Here is a 24,686-nt window from a genome sequence, read left to right as displayed (position 1 = left end):
ATGGCGGACCTGTTCGATACCGGTGCCAAACCGACGCCTGAGCGTGAGCCACCCCGGCCCCTGGCCGACCGGCTGCGGCCGCAGAGCCTGTCCGAGGTGATCGGGCAGCAGCAGGTGCTGGGGCCAGAGGCGCCGCTGGGTGTCATGCTGGCCTCGGGTTCTCTTTCCAGTCTCGTGTTCTGGGGGCCGCCGGGTGTGGGCAAGACCACCATCGCCCGCCTGCTGGCGCAAGAGACCGATCTGCATTTCGTGCAGATCAGCGCGATCTTCACCGGGGTGCCGGACCTGAAGAAAGTGTTCGAGGCCGCGCGCATCCGGCGGGGCAACGGGCAGGGCACGCTGTTGTTCGTCGACGAGATCCACCGCTTCAACAAGGCGCAGCAGGACGGGTTCCTGCCCCATATGGAGGATGGCACCATCCTGCTGGTGGGGGCCACGACCGAAAACCCCTCGTTCGAGCTGAACGCCGCGCTCTTGAGTCGGGCCCAGGTGCTGGTGCTGGAGAGGCTGAGCGCCGAGGATCTGGAACATCTGACCGCACGGGCCGAGCGCGAACTGGGCCGCGAATTGCCGCTGACGCCCGAGGCGCGGCTGGCGCTTCAGGAGATGGCAGATGGCGACGGGCGCGCGCTGCTCAACCTGATCGAACAGGTGGCGGCGTGGAAAGTGGCGGCGCCACTCGACCGCGAAGCTCTGGCGGCCCGGCTGATGCGGCGGGCCACCAAATACGACAAGAGCGGGGATGAGCATTACAACCTGATCTCGGCGCTGCACAAATCGGTGCGCGGCTCGGACCCGGACGCGGCCCTTTACTGGCTGGCGCGGATGCTGACGGGGGGTGAGGACCCGCGTTACCTGGCACGTCGGATCACCCGGATGGCGGTCGAGGATATCGGGCTGGCCGACCCACAGGCGCAGTCGATCTGCCTGCATGCCTGGGAGGTTTACGAGCGACTGGGCAGCCCCGAGGGAGAACTGGCGCTGGCGCAGGCGATTGTCTATCTGGCGCTGGCCCCGAAATCGAACGGGGCCTATGTGGGCTACAAGGCGGCGATGCGGCTGGCCAAGCAATCGGGTTCAGCGCCGCCACCCAAACATATCCTCAACGCGCCCACCGGGTTGATGAAGGATCAGGGCTATGGCGCGGGCTATGCCTATGACCACGACGCCGAGGACGGGTTTTCAGGCCAGAATTACTTTCCCGACGGGATGGAGCGCCCGCAGCTTTATCAGCCGGTCGAACGCGGCTTTGAGCGCGAGTTGAAAAAGCGGCTCGATTATTTTGCACGCCTGCGGGCGCAGCGCGAACAGGGATAGGGCGGGCAGTCCGCGGCCGCCCCACCCACCCGCCCGCGCCCGCGGACTGCCCTTGGTCCCTTGACTCTCGGGCGCGTGCGGGTGAGAGACGGCGATGTTTTCTTTCGATCTTCAACGAGGGGTGCGGCGGGCCGGAAACCGCCCCGCGCACGGGTTGCTGGCATGAGCGGCGTACAGATGATCACCGTGGGTGAGGGGGACGGCGACCAGCGGCTTGACCGCTGGTTTCGCCGGATGTTCCCGCATGTGGGGCAGGGGCGCATCGAGAAGATGTGCCGCAAGGGCGAGCTGCGCGTCGACGGCGCACGGGCCAAGCCCGCGACCCGGCTCGAGGTTGGTCAGCAGGTCCGTATCCCGCCGCTGCCCGCACCCGGCGAACGGCCTGAACCGGTGAAATCGCGCGTCTCGGATGCCGATGCAAAGATGATCCGTGCCTGTGTCCTGTATCGCGACGATGATATCATCGTGCTGAACAAGCCCGCCGGGCTGGCGGTGCAAGGCGGCAGCGGCCAGACACGCCATGTGGATGGCCTGTCCGAGGCGCTGCGCTTTGGCAATGACGAGAACCCGCGCCTGGTGCACCGGCTGGACAAGGACACCTCGGGTGTTCTGGTGCTGGCGCGCACGCGCGAGGCGGCGGCGCGTCTGACCGCCGCCTTTCGCCACCGCAACACGCGCAAGATCTATTGGGCGCTGGTGGCCGGGGTGCCGACGCCCTATCTGGGCGAGATCAAGACCGGTCTGGTCAAGGCCGGTGGGCATGGCGCCCGGGGCGAGGGCGAGAAGATGAACGTGGTGCATCTGAGCGAGATCGACGACACGCCCGGTGCCAAGCGGGCCCATACCTATTACGCCACGCTCTACCGGGTGGCGGGGCGGGCGTCCTGGGTGGCGATGGAGCCGGTCACCGGCCGCACCCACCAGCTGCGCGCACATATGGCCGGGATCGGGCATCCGATCATCGGTGACGGCAAATATGGCGGCTCGGGGCAAGAGAATCTGGGCGATGGATGGGGCGCGCAACTGGGCGGTATCATCAGCAAGAAACTGCACCTGCATGCGCGGCGGCTGAGCTTCGAGCACCCCTCGACCCGCAAGCAGGTCAGTTTTACCGCGCCCTTGCCAGATCACATGCGCGAGAGCTGGGACACGTTCGGTTGGACCGAGGATCTGGCGGCGGAGGATCCGTTCGAGGAGCTGATGTGATCCAGCCGCTGCACCTGATCCTCTTCGATGTGGACGGGACGCTGGTCGACAGTCAGGCGGCCATCGTCGGGTCGATGACCGCCGCATTCGACGCATTGTCGCTGCCGGTGCCCGCGCGTGCCGATATCCTGTCTATTGTTGGTCTGTCCCTGCCGCAGGCGATGGCGCGGCTGGCACCGGGGCAGAGCGAGACCACACAGGCGCGGTTGGTCGAGGCCTACAAGCAATCCTATCACGCGACCCGGCTGGCGCTGGGTGAGGCGCATTCGCCGCTCTATCCCGGTGCGCGCGAGATGCTGGAACAGTTGCATGCCGTGCCACATTACCTGTTGGGCGTGGCGACGGGCAAATCCAAGCGCGGGCTTGATGCCTTGATCGAGGTGCATGGGCTGGAATGCATCTTTGTCACCCGGCAGGTGGCCGATCATCACCCGTCGAAACCGCATCCGTCGATGATCGAGACCGCATTGGCCGAAACCGGGACGGCGCCGGGGGGCGCTGTGATGATTGGCGATACCTCGTATGACATGGAGATGGCGGCCGCGGCCGGGGTCGCGGGGATCGGGGTCAGCTGGGGCTATCACCCGCCCCATGCGCTGGACCGGGCCAGCTGTATCATCGACGACTTTACGCAGTTGCCCCCGGCACTGACACAGATCTGGATGTGAAAGATATGAGCGACTGGAAACCGAAACGCTTCTGGAAACAGGCGGCCGTGGCAGAAATGGCCGAGGGCTATACGGTGGAACTGGATGGTCGCCAGGTGCGCACCCCGGCCAAGGAGCCGCTGCTGCTGCCGACACGGGCTTTGGCCGAGGCGATTGCCGCGGAATGGGATGCTCAGGAGAAAGAGGTCGATCCGACCAGCATGCCCTATACCCGCACTGCCAACGCGGCCATCGACAAGGTGCGCATTCAGCATGGCGAAGTGGCCGACATGCTGGCGGCCTATGGCGATTCGGATCTGTTGTGTTATCGGGCGGATAGCCCTGCCGAATTGACGGAACGACAGGCGCTTTCCTGGGACCCGGTGCTGGATTGGGCCGCGGAAACCCTGGGCGCGCGGCTGTTGCCGGTACAAGGAGTGATGCACCAAGCACAACCTGCTTCGGCGATCGAAACGCTGACACGGCAGGTCCACGCGCTGAACCCGTTCCAACTGGCGGCTTTTCACGATCTGGTCAGCCTGTCCGGTTCGCTGGTGCTTGGCTTTGCTGCGGCGCTGAATTGGCGCGAAGCTGACGAAATCTGGCAGATTTCACGCCTCGACGAGACCTGGCAAGAGGAACAATGGGGTCCCGATGAAGAAGCGCGCGCGCTGGCCGCGTTGAAACGCGTGGCCTTTCTGCATGCCAAGGCGGTCTACGATATCTCGACATGAGACTGATTCCGTCAGACTGACGAAAACCTCAACGGATATGGGGCGGAAAGCGACATAGAAGCCTTGACCTTTGTCGGATATTGCGCCCAAACTCCTGCCCATCGAAGGGTTAACCCCTTCGCGATCCGCTCCGGCGCCAACGTGTGCCGGTCGAACCGCCCCGGGACAGGGGTGGAAAATCAGGAAGAGGTAAAAATGAAGAAATCCGTATTTTTGGGCGCTCTCACGGTCGCCGGGATGGCCGCTGGCGTTGCTGCGGCGGGCACCATGGACGACGTCAAGGCGCGCGGCAAGCTGAACTGCGGTGTGACCACCGGTCTTGTTGGCTTTGCAGCACCGGATTCGAATGGGGAGTGGAAAGGTTTTGACGTGGCCCTGTGCCGTGCCGTTGCTGCGGCCGTGCTGGGTGACGGCAACGCGGTTGAATTCGTGCCGACCACCGGCAAGACCCGTTTCACCGCGCTGGCATCGGGCGAAGTCGACATGCTGGCCCGTAACACCACCTGGACCTTCTCGCGCGATGTGGACCTGAAGTTCGAATTCGTCGGCGTGAACTACTATGACGGTCAGGGCTTCATGGTTCCGAAATCGCTGGGCGTCAGCTCGGCAAAGGAACTTGATGGCGCCACCGTCTGCATCCAGACCGGCACCACCACCGAGCTGAACCTCGCGGATTTCTTCCGCGCCAACAACATCAGCTACGAGCCGGTTCCGATCGAAACCAACGCCGAAGCGCAGCAGCAGTATCTGGCCGGCGCCTGTGACGTCTACACCACCGACGCCTCGGGTCTGGCCGCAACCCGCGCCACCTTCGAGAACCCGGGTGACCACGTTCTGCTGCCCGAAATCATCTCGAAAGAGCCGCTCGGCCCGCTGGTTCGCCATGGCGACCACGAGTGGGGCGATGTGGTCCGCTGGACCCTGAACGCGCTGGTCTCGGCTGAAGAGATGGGCATCACCTCGGCCAATATCGACGAAATGTCGGCCGGCACCAACAACCCGGAAATCAACCGTATCCTGGGCACCGAAGGTACCCTGGGCGAGATGCTGGGTCTGGACGCCGAGTGGGCCAAGCGCGCCATCAAGGTGGGCGGCAACTATGGCGAAGTGTTTGCTCAGAACATCGGTGAAAGCACCCCGATCGGTCTGGCACGCGGCCTGAACGCACAGTGGACCGACGGCGGCCTGCTGTACTCGCCGCCGTTCCGTTAACAAAACAGCGAAGGGGCGCAGGGCAACCTGCGCCCTTTTTGCATCCATGAATACAAAGTGCCTGGCTGGTGGGAGCGGGGAGAAACCTCGCCGGAGAGAGACAAGCCAGGACCTCACGGGGATATACATAGGTCATGACGACTCTCACTGACCCGCCGAAGGAGCAGTTCCGGCTGTCCATGCTCCTTTATGATACGCGGTACCGGTCGGCCACAATCCAGGTCATTGCGATGATATGCTTCATGCTGCTGGCAGCATGGCTCATAAGCAATACCGCGCAAAACCTGGCCGCCTTGGGCAAGCCCATTGATTTCGGATTTTTCAGCGAACCGGCCAGCTATGACATCAACCAGCGGCTGTTGGATTATTCCTCGCGCGACACGCACCTGCGGGCGGCCTTCATCGGTCTGCTTAACACGCTGGTCGTGGCGGTATTGGGCTGTATCACAGCCACGATACTGGGTGTGATCATCGGTGTGCTGCGCCTGTCCAACAACTGGATCGTCGCGCGGCTGATGACGATTTATGTCGAAGGGTTCCGCAACGTTCCGGTCCTGCTGTGGATCGTGTTCATCATGGCGATCCTGATCGAAACCCTGCCGGCGCCACGGGCGTTCCGGGGCGACAATGCCACTGCCAGCATGATGCTTGGCGACAGCGTGGCCGTGACCAATCGCGGCGTCTATATCCCCGAAGCGCTGTTTTCCAACAGTCTGGGCAATATCCACCTGTTCGGCGAAAGCAGCCTGCGGTTTGATATCAGCCTTGATCTGATGCTGATCCTGATCGTGCTTGGCGGCGGCCTGTGGGTGGCGAACTTCCTGCGCAAGCGGGCGGACCGCATCCAGGAACAGACCGGCGACCGTCCGGTGACCTGGTGGCAGCGTCTGGCCGTGGTGGTGATCCCGACCGGGCTGGTGCTGGTGCTGCTGGGCTTCCATTTTGGCTATCCCGAGCTCAAGGGCTTCAACTTCCAGGGCGGTACCCATTTGCGGAACTCGCTGATCGCGCTCTGGCTGGCGCTGTCACTTTATACCGCCGCCTTCATCGCCGAGATCGTGCGCGCCGGTATCCTGGCCATCTCCAAGGGTCAGACCGAGGCCGCCTCGGCCCTGGGGCTGCGCGCGAACAAGATCATGTCGCTGGTGATCCTGCCGCAGGCGCTGCGGGTGATCATTCCGCCGCTGATCTCGAACTATCTCAACCTCACCAAGAACTCGTCGCTGGCGATCGCCGTGGGTTACATGGATATCACCGGCACGCTGGGCGGTATCACCATGAACCAGACCGGGCGCGAGCTGGAGACGATCCTGCTCTTGATGCTGGTGTACCTGACCATCTCGCTGTCCATTTCGGCGGTGATGAACTGGTACAATGAATCCGTCAAACTGAAGGAGCGTTGAGATGTCTGCCATCGGATTTGTCCGCACCGAAATGCTCCCCGAGCGCGAACCGCCGGCCTCGACCGTCGGCGCGCTGGGCTGGGCACGCGCCAACCTGTTCTCGAACTGGTTCAACAGCATTCTGACGCTGGCGTCACTCTACGCGATCTATGCGGTTCTCGCGGCGATCTTGCCTTGGGTATTCTCGCCCACTTGGAACGGGACCTCGCTCAACAACTGTCGCGAGATCCTGACCGCCGCCGGTTCGGTCGGCGATCACGGCACATCGGGTGCCTGCTGGGGCGTCATTCGCGAGCGCTGGATCCAGCTTTTGTTCGGGTTCTACCCGTCCGAGCTGTATTGGCGCCCGATCCTTGCCTTTGTCCTGCTGGCCGTGGCCCTGGCCCCGGTCCTGTTCGCGGATAAGGTGCCTTCGAAGATGCTGATCTTCTCGGGTCTCTATCCGTTCATCTTCCCCTGGCTTCTGTGGGGCGGCACCATCTGGGGGCCGGTCGCGGCGCTGGGTGGTTTTGTCATTGGTTGGGTGGTCTATTCGGCGCTCAGCAAGACGATGAGCAGCCTGATGGGCATTCTTCTTGGCGCTGCGGCGGCGTTGGTCTGGTGGCTTGTTCTGTCCGGCTATTTTGTCGGCGCGCTGGATTCCATCCTGCCGATCGGCATCGAGGCGGTCGAAAGCCGCAAGTTCGGTGGCTTCATGCTGTCGATCACCATCGGCGTCGTCGCCATTGCCTGTTCGCTGCCGCTGGGCATCGTTCTGGCGCTGGGCCGTCAGTCGGACCTGATGATCGTCAAATACATCTGCGTGGGCTTTATCGAGTTCATTCGGGGTGTGCCGCTGATCACGCTGCTGTTCGTGGCCTCGACCCTGCTGAACATCTTCATGCCGCCCGGCACGAATTTCGACATCATCCTGCGGGTGCTGATCATGGTGACGCTGTTCGCCGCGGCCTATATGGCCGAGGTGATCCGCGGCGGTCTGGCCGCGCTGCCCAAGGGCCAGTATGAGGGGGCGGATTCGCTTGGCCTCAACTACTGGCAGGCGCAGCGCCTGATCATCATGCCACAGGCGCTCAAGATCTCGATCCCGGGTATCGTGTCGACCTTCATCGGGGTGTTCAAGGACACCACGCTGGTCTCGATCATCGGGCTTCTCGATCCGCTGGGTCTGTCGAACGCCATTCGTGCGGACGCCAACTGGAACGGCGTCGTCTGGGAACTCTACGGCTTCATCGCCCTGCTGTTCTTTGTCTTCTGCTTCGGCATGTCCCGCTATTCCATGTATCTGGAGCGTAAGCTCCACACTGGCCATCGTTAAGGAGGGCCCAATGTCTGAACTCGCAATCGATCGTGAAATCGACCGTTCGAAAATGCAGGTGAGCGACGAGGTCGCCATCGAAATCACCAACATGAACAAGTGGTACGGGGCCTTCCACGTGCTGCGCGACATCAACCTGACCGTCAATCAGGGGGAACGGATCGTCATCGCCGGGCCTTCGGGTTCGGGCAAGTCGACCCTGATCCGCTGCCTGAACGCGCTGGAGGAACACCAGCAGGGCAAGATCGTGGTGGATGGCACCGAGTTGTCGAATGACCTCAAGAACATCGACAAGATCCGGTCCGAGGTCGGGATGGTGTTCCAGCACTTCAACCTGTTTCCGCATCTGACCATTCTGGAGAACTGCACGCTGGCCCCGATCTGGGTGCGCAAGACGCCCCGGAAAGAGGCCGAGGAAACCGCGATGCATTTCCTGGAAAAGGTCAAGATCCCCGAACAGGCCCTGAAGTATCCGGGTCAACTTTCGGGCGGCCAGCAGCAGCGCGTGGCGATTGCCCGCTCGCTGTGCATGCGGCCCCGGATCATGCTGTTCGACGAACCGACCTCGGCGCTGGACCCCGAGATGATCAAGGAAGTGCTCGACACCATGATCGAGCTGGCCGAGGAAGGCATGACCATGCTCTGCGTGACGCACGAGATGGGCTTTGCCCGCCAGGTCGCCAACCGCGTCATCTTTATGGATGCGGGCCAGATCGTGGAACAGAACGAGCCGGAAGAGTTCTTCAACAATCCGCAGAGCGAGCGGACCAAGCTGTTCCTGAGCCAGATCCTAGGTCACTGAACAGGGCCTGTAATGACACGGAAAGGGCGGGGATTTCCCCGCCCTTTTTCAATCCGTCAGCTCTCGTGGAACGATGAAATCCAGCACCTCGCCCTTGTGCCAGCCGATCTCCGCCCAATCGTCGGTGGCAAACTCGATCACCGTGGTTGCACCGGTCGGATAGTCGAAGAAACGGGCATGGGCGGGTGCCTCATCGACGATCTGGCCTGCGAACTCGGCGATACCGGGGTTGTGCCCCAGCAACAGCACCACCCGCCCGCTGGCCTGTCTGAGGCTGGAAAGGAGCTGCTCTGGCTGGGCCAGATAGAGCGCGCGGGTGAATTCAGGTTCACAGCCGCCCAGCCCCATCTCGGTCCAGGTCTCGCGGGTGCGGACGGCGTCCGAACTGATCACCTGATCCGGCAGATAGCCATGCTGGCGCAACCAGGCCCCGATCGCCTGCGCCGACCGCCTGCCACGCTTGTTGAGGGTGCGGTCGTGGTCGCCAAGGCTGATATCGTCCCAGGCGGATTTGGCGTGGCGGGTCAGGATCAGAATGCGGGTCATCTGCGCAAAAAAGCCTTCATGTGCAATGCGGACTGCGCCGGATCACGCGCCGCGCCAGCGCTGAGCGGGCAGGCGAGTCGGGCGGCACAGCCTGACCCCATACAAGCAGACCCAGCGGCGGTGTCCAGATATCCGCGGCAGGCATCGACATCATAGGCCTGATCTGCCGCAAGCGCACCAACCGGGCAGGCCCGGGTACAGGGCGCGGCGCAGCTGTCGCAGGGCGATGGGGCGTTGGCCACAGGCAGGCAGGTCCGCTCTGGCAGCAGCAGCGCACCGCGCAGCGAGATCATCAGACCGACCTGGTCATGCACCATCATGCCAACCGGGCTGGTATGAAACCGGCCCGAGGCCAATGCCCAGGCGATGAAGGGCGGATAGGGCGGCCCGTCCGAAGGATAGGCGGTATTCGCACCCAGATTGGCGGCCATCACCCCGATCACCCGTTTCGACCAGCGGTCGACCGGGTCACGCTGGCCATCGGCATATTCAGGCGCCGCGCTGAAGACGGACCAGAAGCCGGGACCGGTGCCAAGCAGAACGACAGTGCCCGCCTGATCGGCCGGATTGAGCGCCCCCATGACAATCAGGGCCGAGGCGGCGGCCTCTGCCGTAATCCGCTCCAGCGTCATCGGCGGCGAAACGGCAGCAGCAGGCTCCATCCCAGCCGCGCGGGCCGGTCGTCCTGCCATGCCAGCCCGATGGTCATCTGGTCATGGCCCTTGGCGGGTTGTGCAACATAGGTTCCCATCATCCGGTCCCAGATCGACAAGGCAAAGCCGTAATTGCTGTCATGTTCCTCGCGCAGCACGGAATGGTGCACCCGGTGCATGTCGGGGGTCACCAGAACCTTGCGCAACACCGCGTCGAGCGCAAGCGGCAAGCGAAGGTTCGAGTGATTGAACAGCGCGGTGCCGTTCAACAGGATCTCGAACAGGACCACCGCCAGCGCCGAAGGACCCAGCAGATAGACAAGGCCGATCTTGAGCAGCATCGACAGCGCGATTTCAACCGGGTGAAACCGGATCGCGGTGGTGACGTCGATATCGGTATCGGCGTGATGCACCCTGTGCAGCCGCCACAGCAGCGGTATCTTGTGGGTGATCAGATGTTGGCCCCAGATGGCGAAGTCTAGGATAAGAACGGCCAGTAGCGCCTCGATCCAGCCGGGCCAGCCCAGATGGTTGAACAGGCCCCAGCCCTGCGCGCTGGCGTCCAGCGCCGCACCCACCGCCAGCAGCGGCAGGCCCACCGCCAGGGCGCGCAGGGTCGCGGTGTTCAGCACCGATATTGTCAGGTTGGTCAACCAGCGTCGCGGGCGCCGTGGATGAACCATCCGGCGCGGGGCCAGCCGCTCGGCAAGTGCGAACAGGACAAAAAGGCCGACAAACACCGCCAGCCGGATCAGGCTTTCGTTTTCCATTCATTCACAATTCGGCATGTAAATGAAATAGGCAAGCCCGTCAGACTGACGATTGCGTCAGTCGCGGCGGATCAGCGAACCCGCGCCATGCTCGGTATAAAGCTCCAGCAGCACCGCGTTGGGTGCGCGGCCGTCCAGGATGACAACAGCGCGCACGCCCTTTTCAAGCGCATCCAGCGCGGTTTCCGTCTTGGGGATCATTCCGCCCGCGATAGTGCCATCGGCCACCATCTCGCGGATTTGGGCTGCTTTCAGCTCCGTCAACACTTCGCCCGCGCCGTTCTTGACACCGGATACATCGGTCAGCAGCAAGAGCCGGTCAGCCTTGAGGGCGCCCGCAATCGCACCGGCGGCGGTATCGCCGTTGATGTTGAACGTCTCGCCATTCCGGCCCGCGCCCAGGGGCGCAATCACCGGGATGATGTCATGGGCAAACAGGTTGCGCAGCAGGTCCGGATTCATCTCGGAAGGCGTGCCGACAAAGCCCAGATCGGGATCGGTCTGATCGCAGACCATCAGGTTGGCGTCCTTTCCGGACAGGCCCACCGCCTTGCCGCCCTGGCGGTTGATCGCCTGCACGATCCGCTTGTTGACCACGCCCGACAGCACCATTTCGACCACTTCGACCGTGGCGGCATCGGTGACCCGCTTGCCATTCACGAAGTCGGACTGGATGCCCAGCTTGTCCAGCATGGCGTTGATCATCGGCCCGCCGCCATGTACCACAACCGGGTTTACACCCACCTGCCGCAACAACACGACATCCCGCGCAAAGCTCTCCATGCCCTCGTCGCTGCCCATGGCGTGTCCGCCCAGCTTGATGACAACGATCGCATCATCATAGCGTTGAAGATACGGCAAGGCCGCGTTCAGCGTGGCAGCGGTGGCAATCCAGTCGCGATTCATGTCTCGTGTCTTCATGGCAAGGGTTCCTTTGGGGCCTTGTGTTAGGGGTTTTGCGCCCCTCTGCCAAGGGGCGTTGCCAAGATGCCGCGCTGTGATAGGCTCCGCCCGAAATCAGACGCGAGGCCGGATCATGACGCGCAAGACCCTTGTCCTGACAGGTGCCAGCCGGGGAATAGGCCACGCAACCGTGCGCCGATTCGTGGCCGAAGGCTGGCGGGTCATCACCTGTTCGCGCGAGCCGGTACCGCCAGGCTGTCCGTGGAGCAGCGGCGAGAACAACCATGTCCAGATCGACCTGAGCGACCCGCAGGCCACCATCGCCGGGGCCGAGACCATCCGGGCCAAGCTGGACGGGCGGCTGGATGCGTTGGTGAACAATGCTGGCATCTCGCCCAAGGGCCCCAATGGCGAACGACTGAGCACGCTCAGCACCGATCTGTCCGATTGGGGTCATGTGTTCCACGTCAACTTCTTTGCCCCCGTGGTGCTGGCCCGCTCGCTGAAGGATGAACTGGCCGCGGCCAAGGGGTCGGTGGTCAACGTGACCTCGATCGCCGGGTCACGGGTGCATCCGTTCGCCGGGGCGGCCTATGCCACCTCAAAGGCGGCGCTGGCGGCGTTGACGCGCGAGATGGCGCATGATTTCGGGCCTTTGGGCGTTCGGGTGAACGCGATTGCTCCGGGTGAGGTCGAAACCTCGATCCTCAGCCCCGGCACCGACAAGATCGTCGAAAAGCTTCCGTTGCAACGGCTGGGTCAGCCCAGCGAGGTGGCCGCCGCGATCTATTTCCTCTGCTCGCAGGAAAGCTCTTACATCTCGGGGACCGAGATCGAGGTGAACGGCGCGCAGCACGTTTGACCTCGCCGCCACCTACTCGAGATGGGCGATGATGGACCTGAGTGTCGCGATACCGTCACCTTTTTCCGACGAGGTGAGGACGATTTCAGGATAGGCGGCCGGGTGCTTGGCCAGTGCCGCGCGCACCTGCGCCAGCACCTTGTCGCGCTCGGCGGCCTTGACCTTGTCGGCCTTGGTCAGCACGCATTGAAAGGTCACGGCACTGGTGTCGAGCAGCTTCATGATCTCGTCATCGACCGCCTTGACCCCATGGCGGGCGTCGATCAGCACAAAGGCGCGGCGCAGGGTCTGGCGACCGCTGAGATACTGTTTCAGCAGTTTTTGCCATTTCTCGACCACTTTCAGCGGCGCATTGGCATAGCCATAGCCCGGCAGGTCGACCAGATAGAGCTCGGGTCCCTGGGTGAAGAAGTTGATTTCCTGAGTGCGGCCCGGCGTGTTCGAGGCGCGTGCCAGCCCCTTGGTGCCGGTCAGCGCGTTGATCAGGCTGGATTTGCCCACGTTCGAGCGGCCGGCGAAGCAGACCTCGACCCGGTCGGCGGGGGGCAGGCCGGACATCGCCACCACGCCCTTGACGAATTCGGACGGGCCGGCGAACAGCTTGCGCCCCGTTTCAGTTGCGAACGCGTCGGGCTCTTCGGCAATGGGAAAGGGCAGGGCGGTCATAGCGGGCGCACCTCGTCTCCAAGGCGGATGGTGCCGCCGCGGATCACTTCGGCCCGGACGCTGAAATCACGATGACCCCAGTGATCGAGAGCGCCCAGCGTGTCGGCATCGCGAATCCCGGTTTCGGGATTGGTGGTGGTCGCGGCGCAGCGGTCGGTGCGTTCGCGCACGGCGAACACCACCTCGCCGATCTGCACCTCGCGGTCGAGCCAGTCGAACTCCTCCCACAAGGGCAGGCCGTCGAACCAGATATTGCCGCGCCAGCGTAGTGGCGACAGAGGATGCCCGATCCGCTGTTCCACTGCCCGGTGCGAAGCCATGTTGCACAGCGTCACCGAGGGGAAATCGCTATCGGTCATGCCGCGTCCGGGTACTCGGATGATTCGGGCCGATTGCGCCCGATCCTGCGGCATCAGCGGTTTGACCCACTCCAGGAAGCGGTCGGCCTCGGTCTCGGGGGCGAACTCCAGATCGGGGCGTTTGGGATGGCGAAGAGTGACGCGATCGCCGTCGAGCGTGGCAGTGATCGCCATCAGCTCGGGCACCTTGGACACCCGGCTGAAATGACCGCAATGCACCCATTCGGACCCGTCCGCCTGGGACATCTCATGCGCCACCGCCCAAACACGATCCCCGGGCATGGTCTGCCCGGGGTTGAGGGTGACGCTGTCCAGCGCCTCGCGGCCATGGCTCTTGATCGGATGCCGCCAGAGCCCGGTGACCGTACCGGTCATTTCTTGTCTGCCTTGGGCTTGCGGGCAAAGCCGGACTTGATGTTGCCGAACACGTCCGGTTTGTACCCGTGGCTGCGCATGATGATGTACTGCTGGGTAAAGGTGATCGTGTTGTTCGCGATCCAGTAAACCACCAGGCCGCTGGCGAAGCTGCCCAGCATGAACATGAACACCCAGGGCATCCAGGCAAAGATCATCGCCTGGGTCGGGTCGGTGGGCGCCGGATTGAGTTTCTGTTGCAGCCACATCGAGATGCCCAGAAGCAGCGGCAGGATACCGATCAGGATGGTCGCCGCCAGCGAGCCCGCCTCGGGCCCGGCCCAGGGCAGCCAGCCGAAGAAGTTCATGATCGAGGTCGGGTCCGGCATGCTGAGGTCGCGGAACGGGCCGAACCACGGCGCCTGGCGCAGTTCGATGGTGACAAAGATCACCTTGTAGAGCGAAAAGAAGATCGGGATTTGCAAGAGGATCGGCAGACAGCCGGCGGCCGGGTTCACCTTTTCCTTCTTGTAAAGCTCCATCATGCCCTGCTGCATCTTCTGGCGGTCGTCGCCGGCGGCCTCTTTCAGGGCCTCCATCTGCGGCTGGAGCTCCTTCATCTTGGCCATCGAGACATAGGATTTAAGAGCCAGCGGGAACACGATCGCCTTGATGATCAGCGTCAGGCCGATGATCGACCAGCCCATGTTGCCGATCAGCCCGTTGAGCTGGTGCAGCAGCCAGAAGATCGGTTTGGTCAGGAAGAAGAACCAGCCCCAGTCGATACTGTCGAGGAACTTCTGCACGCCGTCCTTCTGATAGGCGCGGATGCTTTCCCATTCCTTGGCGCCTGCGAACAGGCGGGTGGTCACCTCGGCGCTTTCGCCTGGTGCCACGGTCATGGTCGGCAGGACGGTTTCGGCCTGATAGATTTTGCGTCGCGCATCATATTTGGCAGCCGATTTGAAGGCGCTGCCCGATCCGGGTATCAGGGTCGCCATCCAATAGTGATCGGTGAACCCGATCCAACCGTCGGATTTGTTCTGGAATACTTCGGCCTGCGCGCCCTCGTTCGGGTCGATGTCGAACTTGCGCACATCCTTATAGTCGATTTCCGACAGGGTGCCGTCATTCATGGCGACGACACCCTCATGCAGGATGAAGAAGTTCTTCAACCCCGGCAGGTCGGCATCCTCGCCAACACCGTGACGGGCCAGGATCCCATAAGGCGCGGCGCCAATCGGAGCGGTAGAGCTGTTCTCGACCGACTGGGTGACGGTGAACATATAGTCCTCGTCCACGGCAAGAATGCGGCGGAAGGTAACGCCGCTTCCATTGGACCAGCGCAGTGTCACCGGGCTGCCTACGCTCAGCGTCTCACCGGACTCAAGCGACCATTCGGTCAGCGGTCCGGGCACGTCGGCGGCGTTCAGGCCGGTGCCGGGCGCCCAGCCATAAAGCGCGTAGTAGGCCGAGGTCGAGCCGGCCGGGGTCAGCATCTCGACGATCTCTGCATCTGCGTCCAGCGAAACGCGGTAATCCTTCAACGAAAGCTCGTCGATCCGACCACCGAGCAGTGACACGCTGCCCTTCAGGCGCGGGGTGTCGATCTGAACCCGCGGGGCCTCGGCTTCGGTCGGGGCGTTGCTGTCGAGCAGGGGAACCTCGCCTGAGCCGGCTTGGGTCGTGGCGGCAGAGGGGGCCTGCACGGCGGTGCCGTCGGTGGTTGCGATCTCGGTCGCGGGCGCGTCGGTCTGTTCCGGTGGCGGGAACAGGATGAACCAGACCAGGATCACCAGAAAGCTGAGCGCTGTTGCGAGGATGAGATTCTTGTTCTGATCGTCCATCGGGGACAGCCACCTTGTGCAGTGAAAGACCACGCAGGGTTCAACAGAGTGATGGCACAAAGGTCAAGCGGAATCGGCCCTGGGTCGCGTGGGAAACGCCGGCCGAGTCGTGGTTTTGATCCGGTTCAGCCGGTTTCGCGACCGATCCTCGGGGCATCCTGCAGTTTCGCGTCGTGATGTGCGATCCAATCGAGGGTCTGGTCGAAAGGCATCGGTTTGCCGATCCCGAAGCCCTGAACATGGTCGCAACCCAACTGCGCCAGCAGCGCATGTTCGCCGACGGTTTCCACCCCTTCGGCCAAGGTTTCCAGTTCCAGCCGCTCGGCCATGGTCAGGATGGCGGCGATCATGCGCTGTTGCTCGGGGTCGCGGTCCGCCTTCATCACAAAGGACCGGTCGATCTTGATGCGCGAGATGTCGAAGCGGCGGATCGACGCGATCGAGGCATGGCCCGTACCGAAATCGTCAAGGTCGATGCGGCAGCCAAGCTTGCCCAGCCCTGCGATGTTGCGGGTGATCACGTCATCGGGCGTGTTCGAGAACACGGTCTCCAGGATTTCCACCGACAGCCGGTCCGGGGTCAGGTCAAACCGGTCAAGCTCCCACTGCACCCGTTCGACAAGGCCCGGATTGCGCAACTCGTCCGAGGCGAAGTTGACACCGACCCGAGGAACATCGACCCCCGCGCTGTCCCAGGCCTTGATCGCTGTCAGGGCGTGATACAGCATCACTTGCCCCAGACGCTCCATCAGCCCGGCCTCTTCGATCACCGGCAGAAAAACGTTTGGCGTCAGCAGGCCGCGCGCGGGGTGGTTCCAGCGCGCCAGCGCCTCGAACCCGGTGACCTTGCCGGTGTCGGTCGAAATCTGCGGTTGGTACCAGGGTTGAATCTGCCCGTTTTCCAGCGCTGCCTGTACCTCATCGCGCAACTCGGATGCACCGCCCGGCTTGCGCTCCATGTCCGGGGCATAGGCGCGGATGGAGGAGGGGCCGGCACCCTGCGCCGCAGCCAGGGCCACATTCGCGGCATCGAGCCAGTCGCTGGCGCTGTGTCCGGGCGCCCGGCGGTTCTGACAGAAGCCGATCGAGCAGGACACATAGACGGCCACCCCATTGAGAGAGATCGGGTCCTCTACCGCGCTCTGCATCCGGCCCGCGAGTTGGATACACAGTTCCAGATCCAGTTGCGGCACCGGCGCCAGGCAGACGGCAAACCGTTTGTCACCCAAGCGCGCCACCACATCGTTGTTGCGTAGCGCAGCCAGAATCCGCTCGCCGCTGCGTTGGGCGACAAGGTCGCCTGCTGTCTGTCCGTGATGGTCCACCAGTTCGGCGTAGTCGTCGAGTTCAATGAGAAAACAGGCCGATTTCCGGTCGGTCTCGGCCGCTATCGCGTGAATATGGGTCGCGGCGCTTTCGAACCCGTCCCGAAGCATCAGACCGGTCACGCTGTCACGCGGCACCTGATAGGTTGCGGGCCATTTGCCGAAGGCCCCGGCAAAGGCGAACATCAAAGGCAGGCCCAGAGACGCCAGCAGCAGGGCAATTTCGCCCCCCAGCCAGAACGCCCCGAGAGTGATTGCCGGCAAGAAGGCCAGAATCGGCGGGCCTGTCAGCACCGGCACGATTGCATGTCGAATTCGGGTCAGGGACGGTTTTATCCGCATCGGGTCTACTGGCCTTTCGCAAGGCGCAACGCGCGCCTTGTTGGACCGTAGGAAACCAGTCTGAGTCAGACGTTAACGCAGCAGCGGAATTTCCCCAAAATTTTCGCCTTTTTCACGGGAACCCAACTCAAGTCCCTGAAAATCGAAGAGTTTCGGGTCCAGCAAATGCGACGGACGCGCATTCATCAACGCTCGGAACATCACCTGGCGCCGGCCGGGTCGATTCTTTTCCCAGCCATCGAGGATCTGTTTGACCTGCTGACGTTGCAGCCCGTCCTGACTGCCGCACAGGTCGCAGGGGATGATCGGATAATTCATCGCGCGCGCGAATTTCTCGCAATCGGCCTCGGCCACATGGGCGAGCGGGCGGAAGACGAACAGATCACCCTCTTCGTTGACCAGCTTGGGCGGCATCGTCGCCAGACGCCCGCCATGAAAGAGATTCATGAAGAAGGTTTCAAGGATATCGTCGCGGTGATGACCCAGAACCACCGCCGAACAGCCCTCTTCGCGCGCGATCCGATAGAGATTGCCGCGCCTGAGCCGCGAGCAGAGCGCGCAATAGGTGCGCCCCTCGGGCACCTTGTCGACAACAACCGAATAGGTGTCCTGATACTCGATCCGGTTGGGCACACCCATGCGGTCGAGGAACTCGGGCAACACGGTCGAGGGGAAGCCGGGCTGTCCCTGGTCCAGGTTGCAGGCCAGCAGGTCAACCGGCAGCAGGCCACGCCATTTCAGCTCATAGAGAACCGCCAGAAGCGTATAGCTGTCCTTGCCCCCCGACAGGCAGACCAGCCATTTCGGCGTGCTGCCATCGGCGCGGCGCTCGACCATGCCATATTGCTCGATCGCCTCGCGCGTGTAGCGCACGATGCGTTTGCGCAGCTTCTTGAACTCGGTCGTCGCGGGGGCGCCGGCAAAAAGCGGGTGGATGTCTTCGTTCTCGTCCAGCATGGGCGGGCCTTACAGTGTTTGCATCAGCCGGGCAAGCGCCGCGCTCAGCCCTGCGCGGCCCAGACATAGACGGCATAGGCCAGCAGTAACAGGATGCCCGCGCGGCGACTGACGCCCGCGCGCCACAAGAGCAGCACGCTGAAGGCGACTGACGCGGCCAGAGCGACCGGCAGGTCGAACAGGGCAAAGCGTGCCGCTACGGGGATGGGTGCGATGACGGCGGTGGCACCCAGGATGCCGAGAATGTTGAAGATGTTCGAACCGACGATATTGCCCACCGCGATTTCGGACTGGCGCCGGAAGGCGGCAATGACCGAGGTCGCGAGTTCGGGCAGCGAGGTGCCGACGGCAACGATGGTCAGGCCGATGAAGGCATCCGACACGCCCAGCCCCTGTGCGACCGAGACCGCGCCATCGACCAGCAACCGGGCGCCGATCATCAGGCCCAGCAGGCCCGCACCGATCAGCAGCGGAGTGACAAGGGGGCGTGAGGGCAGTTCCGGCAGGTCGGTTTCGGCACTGTCGGCGCAAGAACCGCCGGATTGACGGTAGGACCAGATCAGGTAGGCAGCGAGAGACAGCAGCAGGAACAGGCCCACGACCCGGGTCATCTGGCCGCTCAGCAGAAGCGGCCCCAATGCGACAGTTGCCACCAGCATCGCCGTCAGATCGCGCCACAGACCCGCAGATTTACCATTGATCGGCCAGACCAGGCTGGTGATGCCTCCGATCAACAGGATGTTTGCGATATTCGATCCCAGAATGTTACCCAGGGCGATATCGGGTACGCCACGCAACGCGGCGTCGACCGAGACCAGCAACTCCGGGGTCGAGGTGCCAAATCCGACGACGGTCAGGCCGATCAAAAGTGGCGACAGACCAAGGCGGCGGGCCAGACCGACGCTTCCACGCACCAATGCCTCGCCACCCAGAAACAAACCGATCAGCCCGGCGGCGATGTAGAGGTAATCCAATTTCAGATATCCCGACTAGGTGGTGTCCGACTGCGACTGATACCTGTGCGCAGCATTGCTGCGCTGCAAGATGGGGCAGGAAATATACTGCCCCATGTCGGCGGAGCGGCGCGCAGCGTCAACCAGCTGGCGGATGCCTCGGTTTGCCGTTGTCGACCTTGGGGTCGGGGACCGGATCATAGCCGTCGCTGCCCAGCGGGTGACAGCGCCCGATCCGTCGCGCGGCCAGCCAGCCGCCGCGAATGGCCCCGTGTTTTTCCAGTGCCTCCAGCGCATAGGCCGAGCAGGTCGGCTGATAGCGGCAGTTGAATCCGACCCAGGGCGAAAAGATCAGCCGATAGGCGCGCACGGGCAGGGCCAGAATATGGGCAAGCGGGGTCATGGCGCCAATCTAGGGGGCGGGCCTGTCACTGCCAAGCAGGTTGCGACGAAATGCAGTCGGTCAGGGTTTGGGCGCGTGCAGCTTGCGCAGCGCCCGGCGCAGATCGTCCAGCAGCGCGTCGAAGGGGCGCGCGGCTGTGTCTGTAGGGCGCCCGATCAGCACATAGTCCCAGCCGGGGCGACCCATTTCCGGCAACACCAGCCGCGCGGCCTCGCGCAGGCGGCGTTTGGCGCGATTGCGGGCCACGGCGTTGCCGACCTTCTTGGAACAGGTGAACCCGACACGGATGCCCTGCGCCTCACCCTCGGCGCGCTTGAGGGCCTGTACCATCATCGAACCCGCGCCCTGACGGCGCGCACGCGCGGCCTTCAGGAAATCGCTGCGCTTGCGCAGGACGGTTATCGTGGTCGACGCGCAAACGGACACCGCCGGAGGCGTTTCCCCGTGGTTGGCGGTGCCATCCCTGGGGGCCTCCGGCGGTGTCATATCCGTCAGAACGGGTCGCAGCGCTTAGGCGCTGAGTTCCTTGCGGCCACGCGCGCGGCGTGCGTTCAGGATCTTGCGGCCGGCCTTGGTGGCCATGCGCGCGCGGAAGCCATGGCGGCGTTTGCGAACCAGGTTCGAAGGCTGATAGGTGCGTTTCATCGCTCCGTACTCCAATTTCTTGCGGTCGGGCGCGGCGCGGATTCGCCACCCGTGTGTCTGTCGAAGCCCGTCCTCTAATGCCAGAGGCCGGGCAAGTCAAACCCTCTGAGAGGGGTTTTGCGGGCTTTTGCAACAATTTCCCCCCGACCGCCAGTGGAAAGGTTTCAGTTTCCGGCTGCGGGGGCTGGTTTTCTCACGTTTTTGTCCCTTTGCGTTCAACCGGGCGTGAATGCCCTGTTGTTTGCCGGCGCGGGTCTGCATCTTGGAGCAAATGAAGCGAGACCCAAAAACAGAGCCGGATTCGATGCGCCAAACCGCTCACCCCGCGCCGCGCCGCCTGCTGCGCCATCTGCCGCTGATCGTGATCGTGCTGATCGCGGCGATCGGGGCCATCACCCTGCGAGATTATCTCAGTTTCGACACACTGGCGGCGAATCGCCAGGCGCTGCTGGCCTATCGCGAGGCGCATTACGCGGCGCTGGCCGCGATCTTTGTCGCGAGTTATGTGCTAATCGTCGCCTTCTCCCTGCCCGGTGCGGCGGTGGCCTCGATGACCGGTGGCTTTCTGTTTGGCCTCGCTGTCGGCACCGTGCTGAACGTTCTGGCGGCCACCACCGGAGCGGTGGCGATCTTTCTGGCCGCCCGCGCCGGGCTGGGGGCGATGCTGACCGCGCGGCTCGAGGCCTCGGAGGGCACGGTCAAACGGCTCAAGGACGGGTTGCGGCGCAACGAGGTCGAGGTGCTGTTCCTGCTGCGGCTGGTACCAGCGGTACCGTTCTTCGCGGCCAACCTGATCCCGGCGCTGGTCGGGGTAAAGCTGCGCAACTATGTGCTGACCACGGCGCTGGGCATCGTGCCCGGTGCGATCGTTTTCACCTGGATCGGGGTGGGGTTGGGTGGCGTGTTCGATCGCGGCGAAACCCCTGACCTGTCGCTGTTCCGGGAACCTTTCGTGATCGGGCCTATCCTGGGCCTTTGCCTGTTGGCGGCGCTGCCCATCGCGATCAAAGCCCTGCGCGGCAAGCCGGAGGGGGATTGATGGAGCGGATCGAAACCGACCTGTTGGTGATCGGCGCCGGGTCCGGTGGGTTGTCAGTGGCGGCGGGTGCCAGCCAGATGGGCGCGCGGGTGGTGCTGCTTGAAGGGCATGAAATGGGGGGCGACTGCCTGAACTATGGCTGTGTCCCGTCCAAGGCGCTGATCGCCAGCGCCAAGGCCGCCCATGCCTGTATGCGGGGCGCCGGTCTTGGTGTGGCCGGGCAGGAACCGCAGGTGGACTTTGCCGCGGTCAAGGATCACGTCGCCGCGGTGATCGCGCAGATCGCGCCGGTCGACAGTCAGGACCGGTTCGAGGGGCTGGGCGTGCGGGTGATCCGCGAATACGGGCATTTCGTTTCACGGACCGAGGTGCAGGCCGGGCCGCATCTGATCGCGGCCCGGCGCACCGTCATCGCCACCGGCTCGACCCCCTTGATCCCGCCGATCCCGGGGCTGGACAGCGTGCCCTATCTGACCAACGAGACCCTGTTTGATTTGCGCGAGCGCCCCGAGCATCTGCTGATCATCGGGGGTGGTCCGATCGGGTTGGAGATGGCGCAGGCGCATGTGCGGCTGGGCTGCAAGGTCACCGTGATTGAGGCCGCCCGCGCCCTGAACCGCGAGGATCCCGAGGCCGCCGCGCTGGTGCTGGCAAATCTGCGCGCCGAAGGCGTCGAGATCGCCGAGGAGACCGCCGCCGCCCAGATCCGCGGCCGGGCCGGTGCCATCGAGGTGGTGAGCGCCGAGGGCCGTATCTTTGCGGGCACCCATCTGCTGGTGGCGGTCGGGCGCAAGGCCAGCACCGACCGGCTGAACCTTGATGCGGCGGGGGTCGAGACCACCCGGACCGGCATCCGGGTCGATGCGTCGCTGCGTACCAGCAACCGCCGTGTCTATGCCATCGGCGATGTGGCGGGTGGCCTGCAGTTCACCCATGTGGCGGGCTATCACGCCGGGGTGATCCTGCGCTCGGCCCTGTTTGGCCTGCCCTCGAAGGCGCGGACCGACCATATCCCGCGTGCCACCTATACCGACCCGGAACTGGCCCAGATCGGCCTGACCGAGGCGGAGGCCCGCGACACGCACGGCGACAGGGTCGAGTTGGCCCGGTTCGACTATCTCCACAACGACCGCGCCATCGCTGAACGCCGCACCGAGGGGTTCATCAAGGTGATGGTGGTCCGGGGCCGCCCGGTGGGGGTCACCATCGTCGGCCATCAGGCCGGGGAACATGCAAACTTGTGGTCGCTGGCGCTGGCCAATAATCTGAAGATGAGTCAGGTTGCCGCGATGGTGTCGCCATATCCAACCATCGGCGAGATCAGCAAGCGTGCGGCGGGGGCTTATTTCTCGCCGCGCCTGTTTGAAAATCAGACAGTGAAACGGGTGGTCGGGCTGGTGCAGCGCTGGCTTCCTTGACGGGAAAGGACATCATGCTGAACTCGCTTTCGGGCCGGTTTCTGATCCTGACGGTCGCCTTCGTGATGTTGGCCGAAGTGCTGATCTTTGTGCCTTCGATCGCGCGGTTCCGGCAGGATTTCCTGCAAAACCGGTTGGAACGGGCGCAGATCGCCTCGTTGGCACTGCTGGCGGATGACATGTTGGCGACCGATCTCGAGGCCGAGCTGCTGGAAAACGCGGGCGTCTATAACGTGGTGCTGCGCCGCGACGAGGTGCGGCAGCTGATGCTCAGCTCTCCGATTCCCGGCCGGATCGGGCAGAGCTATGACCTGAGGCAGGCCTCGCCCTGGATCTTGATGCGCGATGCGCTGTTGCGGTTTTTCATGCCCGAGAACGAGGTGATCCGGGTGATCGGCGAACCGGTCAAGGAGGCCGGATTGTTGATCGAGGTCACCATGGACAGCCAGCCGCTCAGAACGGCGATGATCGACTATGGCGCGCGTATCTTGCTGTTGTCGCTGGTGATTTCGATCATCACCGCCTTTTTCCTGTTCCTTGCGGTGCGGGCAATCCTGGTGCGTCCGATCAGGAGTGTTGTCGACTATATGCAACGCTATGCCCGCGCGCCCGAGGATGTGCGTGGCATCATCACCCCAAATTCAGGTGTGACCGAGCTGCGAGAGGCCGAGGAAGCCTTGCAGATGCTGCAGCGGCAGCTGACCCAGGCGCTGCGTCAGCGCGAGCGGCTGGCGCAACTGGGTGGCGCGGTGGCCAAGGTCAGTCACGATCTGCGCAATATCCTGACCTCGGCGCAGCTGTTTACCGACCGGATCGAAACCAGCGAGGACCCGCTGGTGCGCCGGATGGCGCCGAAGCTGGTCAACTCGATCACCCGCGCGGTGTCGCTGTGCGAAAGCACGCTGGCCTTTGGCCGGGCCGAGGAACCCTCGCCGATGCTCACGATGGTGCGCCTGCATGCGGTCGCCGAGGACGTGGTCGCCAGCGAGCGGCTTGCGCTGGGCGAGGGCGCGATCGAGATCGTCAACGAGGTGCCCGAGACGTTGAGCGCACGGGCCGACCCCGAGCAGCTGTTTCGGGTGGTGATGAACCTCGTGCGCAATGCGCGCCAGGCGCTGGAAGTCACCGGACAGCCCGGTCTGGTCGCTGTCTCGGGCCACGAGACCGAGGCGGATTGGGTGATCGAGGTGCGCGATACCGGCCCGGGACTGCCTCCAAAGGCGCGAGAGAATCTGTTCACCCCGTTCCAGGGCGGCGTGCGCAAGGGTGGCTCGGGCCTGGGCCTGGCAATTTCCGCCGAACTGGTGCGCGGCCATGGAGGTGCATTAGTTCTGAAAGACAGCGGTCCGAGCGGAACAGCCTTTGAAATAAGGCTCCCGAAAGGGGGCGAAACTTTTTGAGAGAATTTCGCAGAATCGGGTTGCGCCCCTCCGGCCTAAAGTCTAGATAGCGCCTCACCAAGCGGACCGATAGCTCAGTTGGATAGAGTACTTGACTACGAATCAAGGGGTCGGGGGTTCGAATCCTCCTCGGTCCGCCATGGCAATCTCCTAGATAGTTGAATTTGCGAGATATGTTCGCGATTATCTAGTATGTACCCCCCACACCATCTCCCGCATTAACGCGGATTGTGTCGGAACCAAGCTATCAAGTTGTGCGGAGTTGTTGAGGCGCCGACGCCCTGTGCCGCGAGGCTTTTCCAACAGGGGTTTGACAGAGTCCGCAAGGGCGCGGGCAGACTTGCCGGCTGTCTGTCCCGGGGTGACCTCTCAGGTGGTTCGCAGGCCTCTCGGACAGCGGCGATCTGGTCATGGATGCGCTATGACAGATGCCTCACGGTCTTCCTGTCAGCCATTGCTCTCACGCCGCTTGTCATCTGCTGAATGTGAAACCTGGACCTATCCCGCGCGACAAGATACGGCATTCGACCGTGAAGTTGCCCTATTTTGACCACATTCGCCAATGCCTATTTTTGCCTAGTCAAAAGAAAAGCACATTTATGCCAGTC

General features: G+C 63.4%; 25 protein-coding genes and 1 tRNA gene. 13 read left to right on the top strand and 13 right to left on the bottom strand.

All coding sequences use genetic code 11. The features are described from left to right. The 8 genes from MB818_RS16040 to MB818_RS16005 all read left to right on the top strand — a co-directional run bounded on the left by MB818_RS16040 (position 1) and on the right by MB818_RS16005 (position 8,636). Entirely contained in the window at positions 1-1,317 is a 1,317-nt protein-coding gene (locus tag MB818_RS16040) for a replication-associated recombination protein A (protein WP_234142743.1), read from the top strand. Between the two features lie 162 nt (positions 1,318-1,479). Then, a complete protein-coding gene (locus MB818_RS16035; protein WP_234140538.1) occupies positions 1,480-2,523 on the top strand; it encodes an RluA family pseudouridine synthase in 1,044 nt (347 codons plus the stop codon). After that, a complete protein-coding gene (locus MB818_RS16030; protein ID WP_238905734.1) occupies positions 2,520-3,191 on the top strand; it encodes an HAD-IA family hydrolase in 672 nt (223 codons plus the stop codon). The genes MB818_RS16035 and MB818_RS16030 overlap by 4 nt, the downstream gene beginning before the upstream one ends. A gap of 5 nt (positions 3,192-3,196) precedes the next feature. Next, positions 3,197-3,904, top strand: coding sequence for an ATP12 family chaperone protein (locus tag MB818_RS16025; protein ID WP_234217465.1), 708 nt, complete (start codon positions 3,197-3,199; stop codon positions 3,902-3,904). A gap of 195 nt (positions 3,905-4,099) precedes the next feature. Continuing rightward, the gene (locus MB818_RS16020) at positions 4,100-5,116 is read left to right on the top strand and encodes an amino acid ABC transporter substrate-binding protein (RefSeq protein ID WP_234140545.1); all 1,017 of its coding nucleotides are present in this window, start codon (positions 4,100-4,102) and stop codon (positions 5,114-5,116) included. 134 nt (positions 5,117-5,250) lie between these two features. Further along, positions 5,251-6,519, top strand: coding sequence for an amino acid ABC transporter permease (locus tag MB818_RS16015; protein WP_238905732.1), 1,269 nt, complete (start codon positions 5,251-5,253; stop codon positions 6,517-6,519). Between the two features lies 1 nt (position 6,520). Beyond that, on the top strand, positions 6,521-7,834 hold the full coding sequence (locus tag MB818_RS16010; protein WP_238905730.1) for an amino acid ABC transporter permease: 1,314 nt from the start codon (positions 6,521-6,523) through the stop codon (positions 7,832-7,834). Between the two features lie 10 nt (positions 7,835-7,844). Beyond that, positions 7,845-8,636 carry an amino acid ABC transporter ATP-binding protein gene (locus MB818_RS16005; protein WP_275671098.1) on the top strand — a complete coding sequence of 264 codons (792 nt, stop codon included), beginning with the start codon at positions 7,845-7,847 and terminating at the stop codon, positions 8,634-8,636. A 48-nt stretch (positions 8,637-8,684) separates the two neighbouring features. Here MB818_RS16005 and MB818_RS16000 read toward each other — a convergent pair whose 3' ends face one another. From MB818_RS16000 to argB, 4 genes are read right to left on the bottom strand one after another with little or no spacing between them, the layout of a single operon-like run. Continuing rightward, positions 8,685-9,182, bottom strand: a complete 498-nt coding sequence (locus tag MB818_RS16000; protein WP_238905729.1) for a SixA phosphatase family protein — start codon at positions 9,180-9,182, stop codon at positions 8,685-8,687. Next, positions 9,179-9,874, bottom strand: coding sequence for a ferredoxin (locus MB818_RS15995; protein WP_369426335.1), 696 nt, complete (start codon positions 9,872-9,874; stop codon positions 9,179-9,181). The genes MB818_RS16000 and MB818_RS15995 overlap by 4 nt, the downstream gene beginning before the upstream one ends. After that, positions 9,811-10,605, bottom strand: coding sequence for a sterol desaturase family protein (locus MB818_RS15990; protein WP_238905727.1), 795 nt, complete (start codon positions 10,603-10,605; stop codon positions 9,811-9,813). Before MB818_RS15990 ends, MB818_RS15995 begins: the two co-directional genes overlap by 64 nt. A gap of 57 nt (positions 10,606-10,662) precedes the next feature. Continuing rightward, positions 10,663-11,526, bottom strand: a complete 864-nt coding sequence (gene argB / locus MB818_RS15985) for an acetylglutamate kinase (protein WP_238905726.1) — start codon at positions 11,524-11,526, stop codon at positions 10,663-10,665. Positions 11,527-11,641: 115 nt separating this feature from the next. Between argB and MB818_RS15980 the strand changes: the two genes are divergently transcribed. Continuing rightward, a complete protein-coding gene (locus MB818_RS15980; RefSeq protein WP_234140558.1) occupies positions 11,642-12,370 on the top strand; it encodes an SDR family NAD(P)-dependent oxidoreductase in 729 nt (242 codons plus the stop codon). A gap of 12 nt (positions 12,371-12,382) precedes the next feature. On the opposite strand, the gene yihA is transcribed toward MB818_RS15980, so the two are convergent. The 9 genes from yihA to rpmH all read right to left on the bottom strand — a co-directional run bounded on the left by yihA (position 12,383) and on the right by rpmH (position 20,221). Next, positions 12,383-13,036: a ribosome biogenesis GTP-binding protein YihA/YsxC gene (yihA, locus tag MB818_RS15975; protein ID WP_234184396.1), complete on the bottom strand. Its 654-nt coding sequence runs from the start codon at positions 13,034-13,036 to the stop codon at positions 12,383-12,385. After that, entirely contained in the window at positions 13,033-13,770 is a 738-nt protein-coding gene (locus MB818_RS15970) for an MOSC domain-containing protein (protein ID WP_238905725.1), read from the bottom strand. The genes yihA and MB818_RS15970 overlap by 4 nt, the downstream gene beginning before the upstream one ends. Beyond that, positions 13,767-15,596: a membrane protein insertase YidC gene (yidC, locus tag MB818_RS15965; protein ID WP_234140564.1), complete on the bottom strand. Its 1,830-nt coding sequence runs from the start codon at positions 15,594-15,596 to the stop codon at positions 13,767-13,769. The genes MB818_RS15970 and yidC overlap by 4 nt, the downstream gene beginning before the upstream one ends. A 125-nt stretch (positions 15,597-15,721) precedes the next feature. Continuing rightward, entirely contained in the window at positions 15,722-17,263 is a 1,542-nt protein-coding gene (locus MB818_RS15960) for a putative bifunctional diguanylate cyclase/phosphodiesterase (RefSeq protein WP_238905724.1), read from the bottom strand. A 72-nt stretch (positions 17,264-17,335) separates the two neighbouring features. Beyond that, positions 17,336-18,220, bottom strand: a complete 885-nt coding sequence (ttcA, locus tag MB818_RS15955; protein WP_234140569.1) for a tRNA 2-thiocytidine(32) synthetase TtcA — start codon at positions 18,218-18,220, stop codon at positions 17,336-17,338. Between the two features lie 44 nt (positions 18,221-18,264). Then, entirely contained in the window at positions 18,265-19,194 is a 930-nt protein-coding gene (locus MB818_RS15950) for a calcium/sodium antiporter (RefSeq protein ID WP_238905723.1), read from the bottom strand. 118 nt (positions 19,195-19,312) lie between these two features. Next, positions 19,313-19,576, bottom strand: coding sequence for a membrane protein insertion efficiency factor YidD (gene yidD / locus MB818_RS15945; RefSeq protein WP_234140574.1), 264 nt, complete (start codon positions 19,574-19,576; stop codon positions 19,313-19,315). 60 nt (positions 19,577-19,636) lie between these two features. Beyond that, positions 19,637-20,062, bottom strand: coding sequence for a ribonuclease P protein component (gene rnpA / locus MB818_RS15940; protein ID WP_234163758.1), 426 nt, complete (start codon positions 20,060-20,062; stop codon positions 19,637-19,639). Between the two features lie 24 nt (positions 20,063-20,086). Continuing rightward, positions 20,087-20,221, bottom strand: coding sequence for a 50S ribosomal protein L34 (gene rpmH, locus MB818_RS15935; RefSeq protein ID WP_008554144.1), 135 nt, complete (start codon positions 20,219-20,221; stop codon positions 20,087-20,089). Positions 20,222-20,525: 304 nt separating this feature from the next. Here rpmH and MB818_RS15930 point away from each other — a divergent pair, with 304 nt between their 5' ends. The 4 genes from MB818_RS15930 to MB818_RS15915 all read left to right on the top strand — a co-directional run bounded on the left by MB818_RS15930 (position 20,526) and on the right by MB818_RS15915 (position 24,218). Beyond that, positions 20,526-21,260 (top strand): TVP38/TMEM64 family protein, encoded by a 735-nt coding sequence (locus MB818_RS15930; protein ID WP_234178059.1) that lies wholly within the window; start codon positions 20,526-20,528, stop codon positions 21,258-21,260. Next, positions 21,260-22,678, top strand: a complete 1,419-nt coding sequence (locus MB818_RS15925; protein WP_238905722.1) for a dihydrolipoyl dehydrogenase family protein — start codon at positions 21,260-21,262, stop codon at positions 22,676-22,678. The genes MB818_RS15930 and MB818_RS15925 overlap by 1 nt, the downstream gene beginning before the upstream one ends. 14 nt (positions 22,679-22,692) lie before the next feature. Next, a complete protein-coding gene (locus MB818_RS15920; protein WP_234140584.1) occupies positions 22,693-24,078 on the top strand; it encodes a sensor histidine kinase in 1,386 nt (461 codons plus the stop codon). 63 nt (positions 24,079-24,141) lie between these two features. Next, positions 24,142-24,218: transfer RNA gene (locus MB818_RS15915), tRNA-Arg, on the top strand. Positions 24,219-24,686: the final 468 nt, after the last annotated feature.

Source organism: Ruegeria alba (assembly GCF_022321465.1).
Taxonomy (GTDB): domain Bacteria; phylum Pseudomonadota; class Alphaproteobacteria; order Rhodobacterales; family Rhodobacteraceae; genus Ruegeria_B; species Ruegeria_B alba.
The sequence above is the reverse complement of the archived record's forward strand: the minus strand, read 5'-3'. Positions and strand labels throughout refer to the sequence as shown.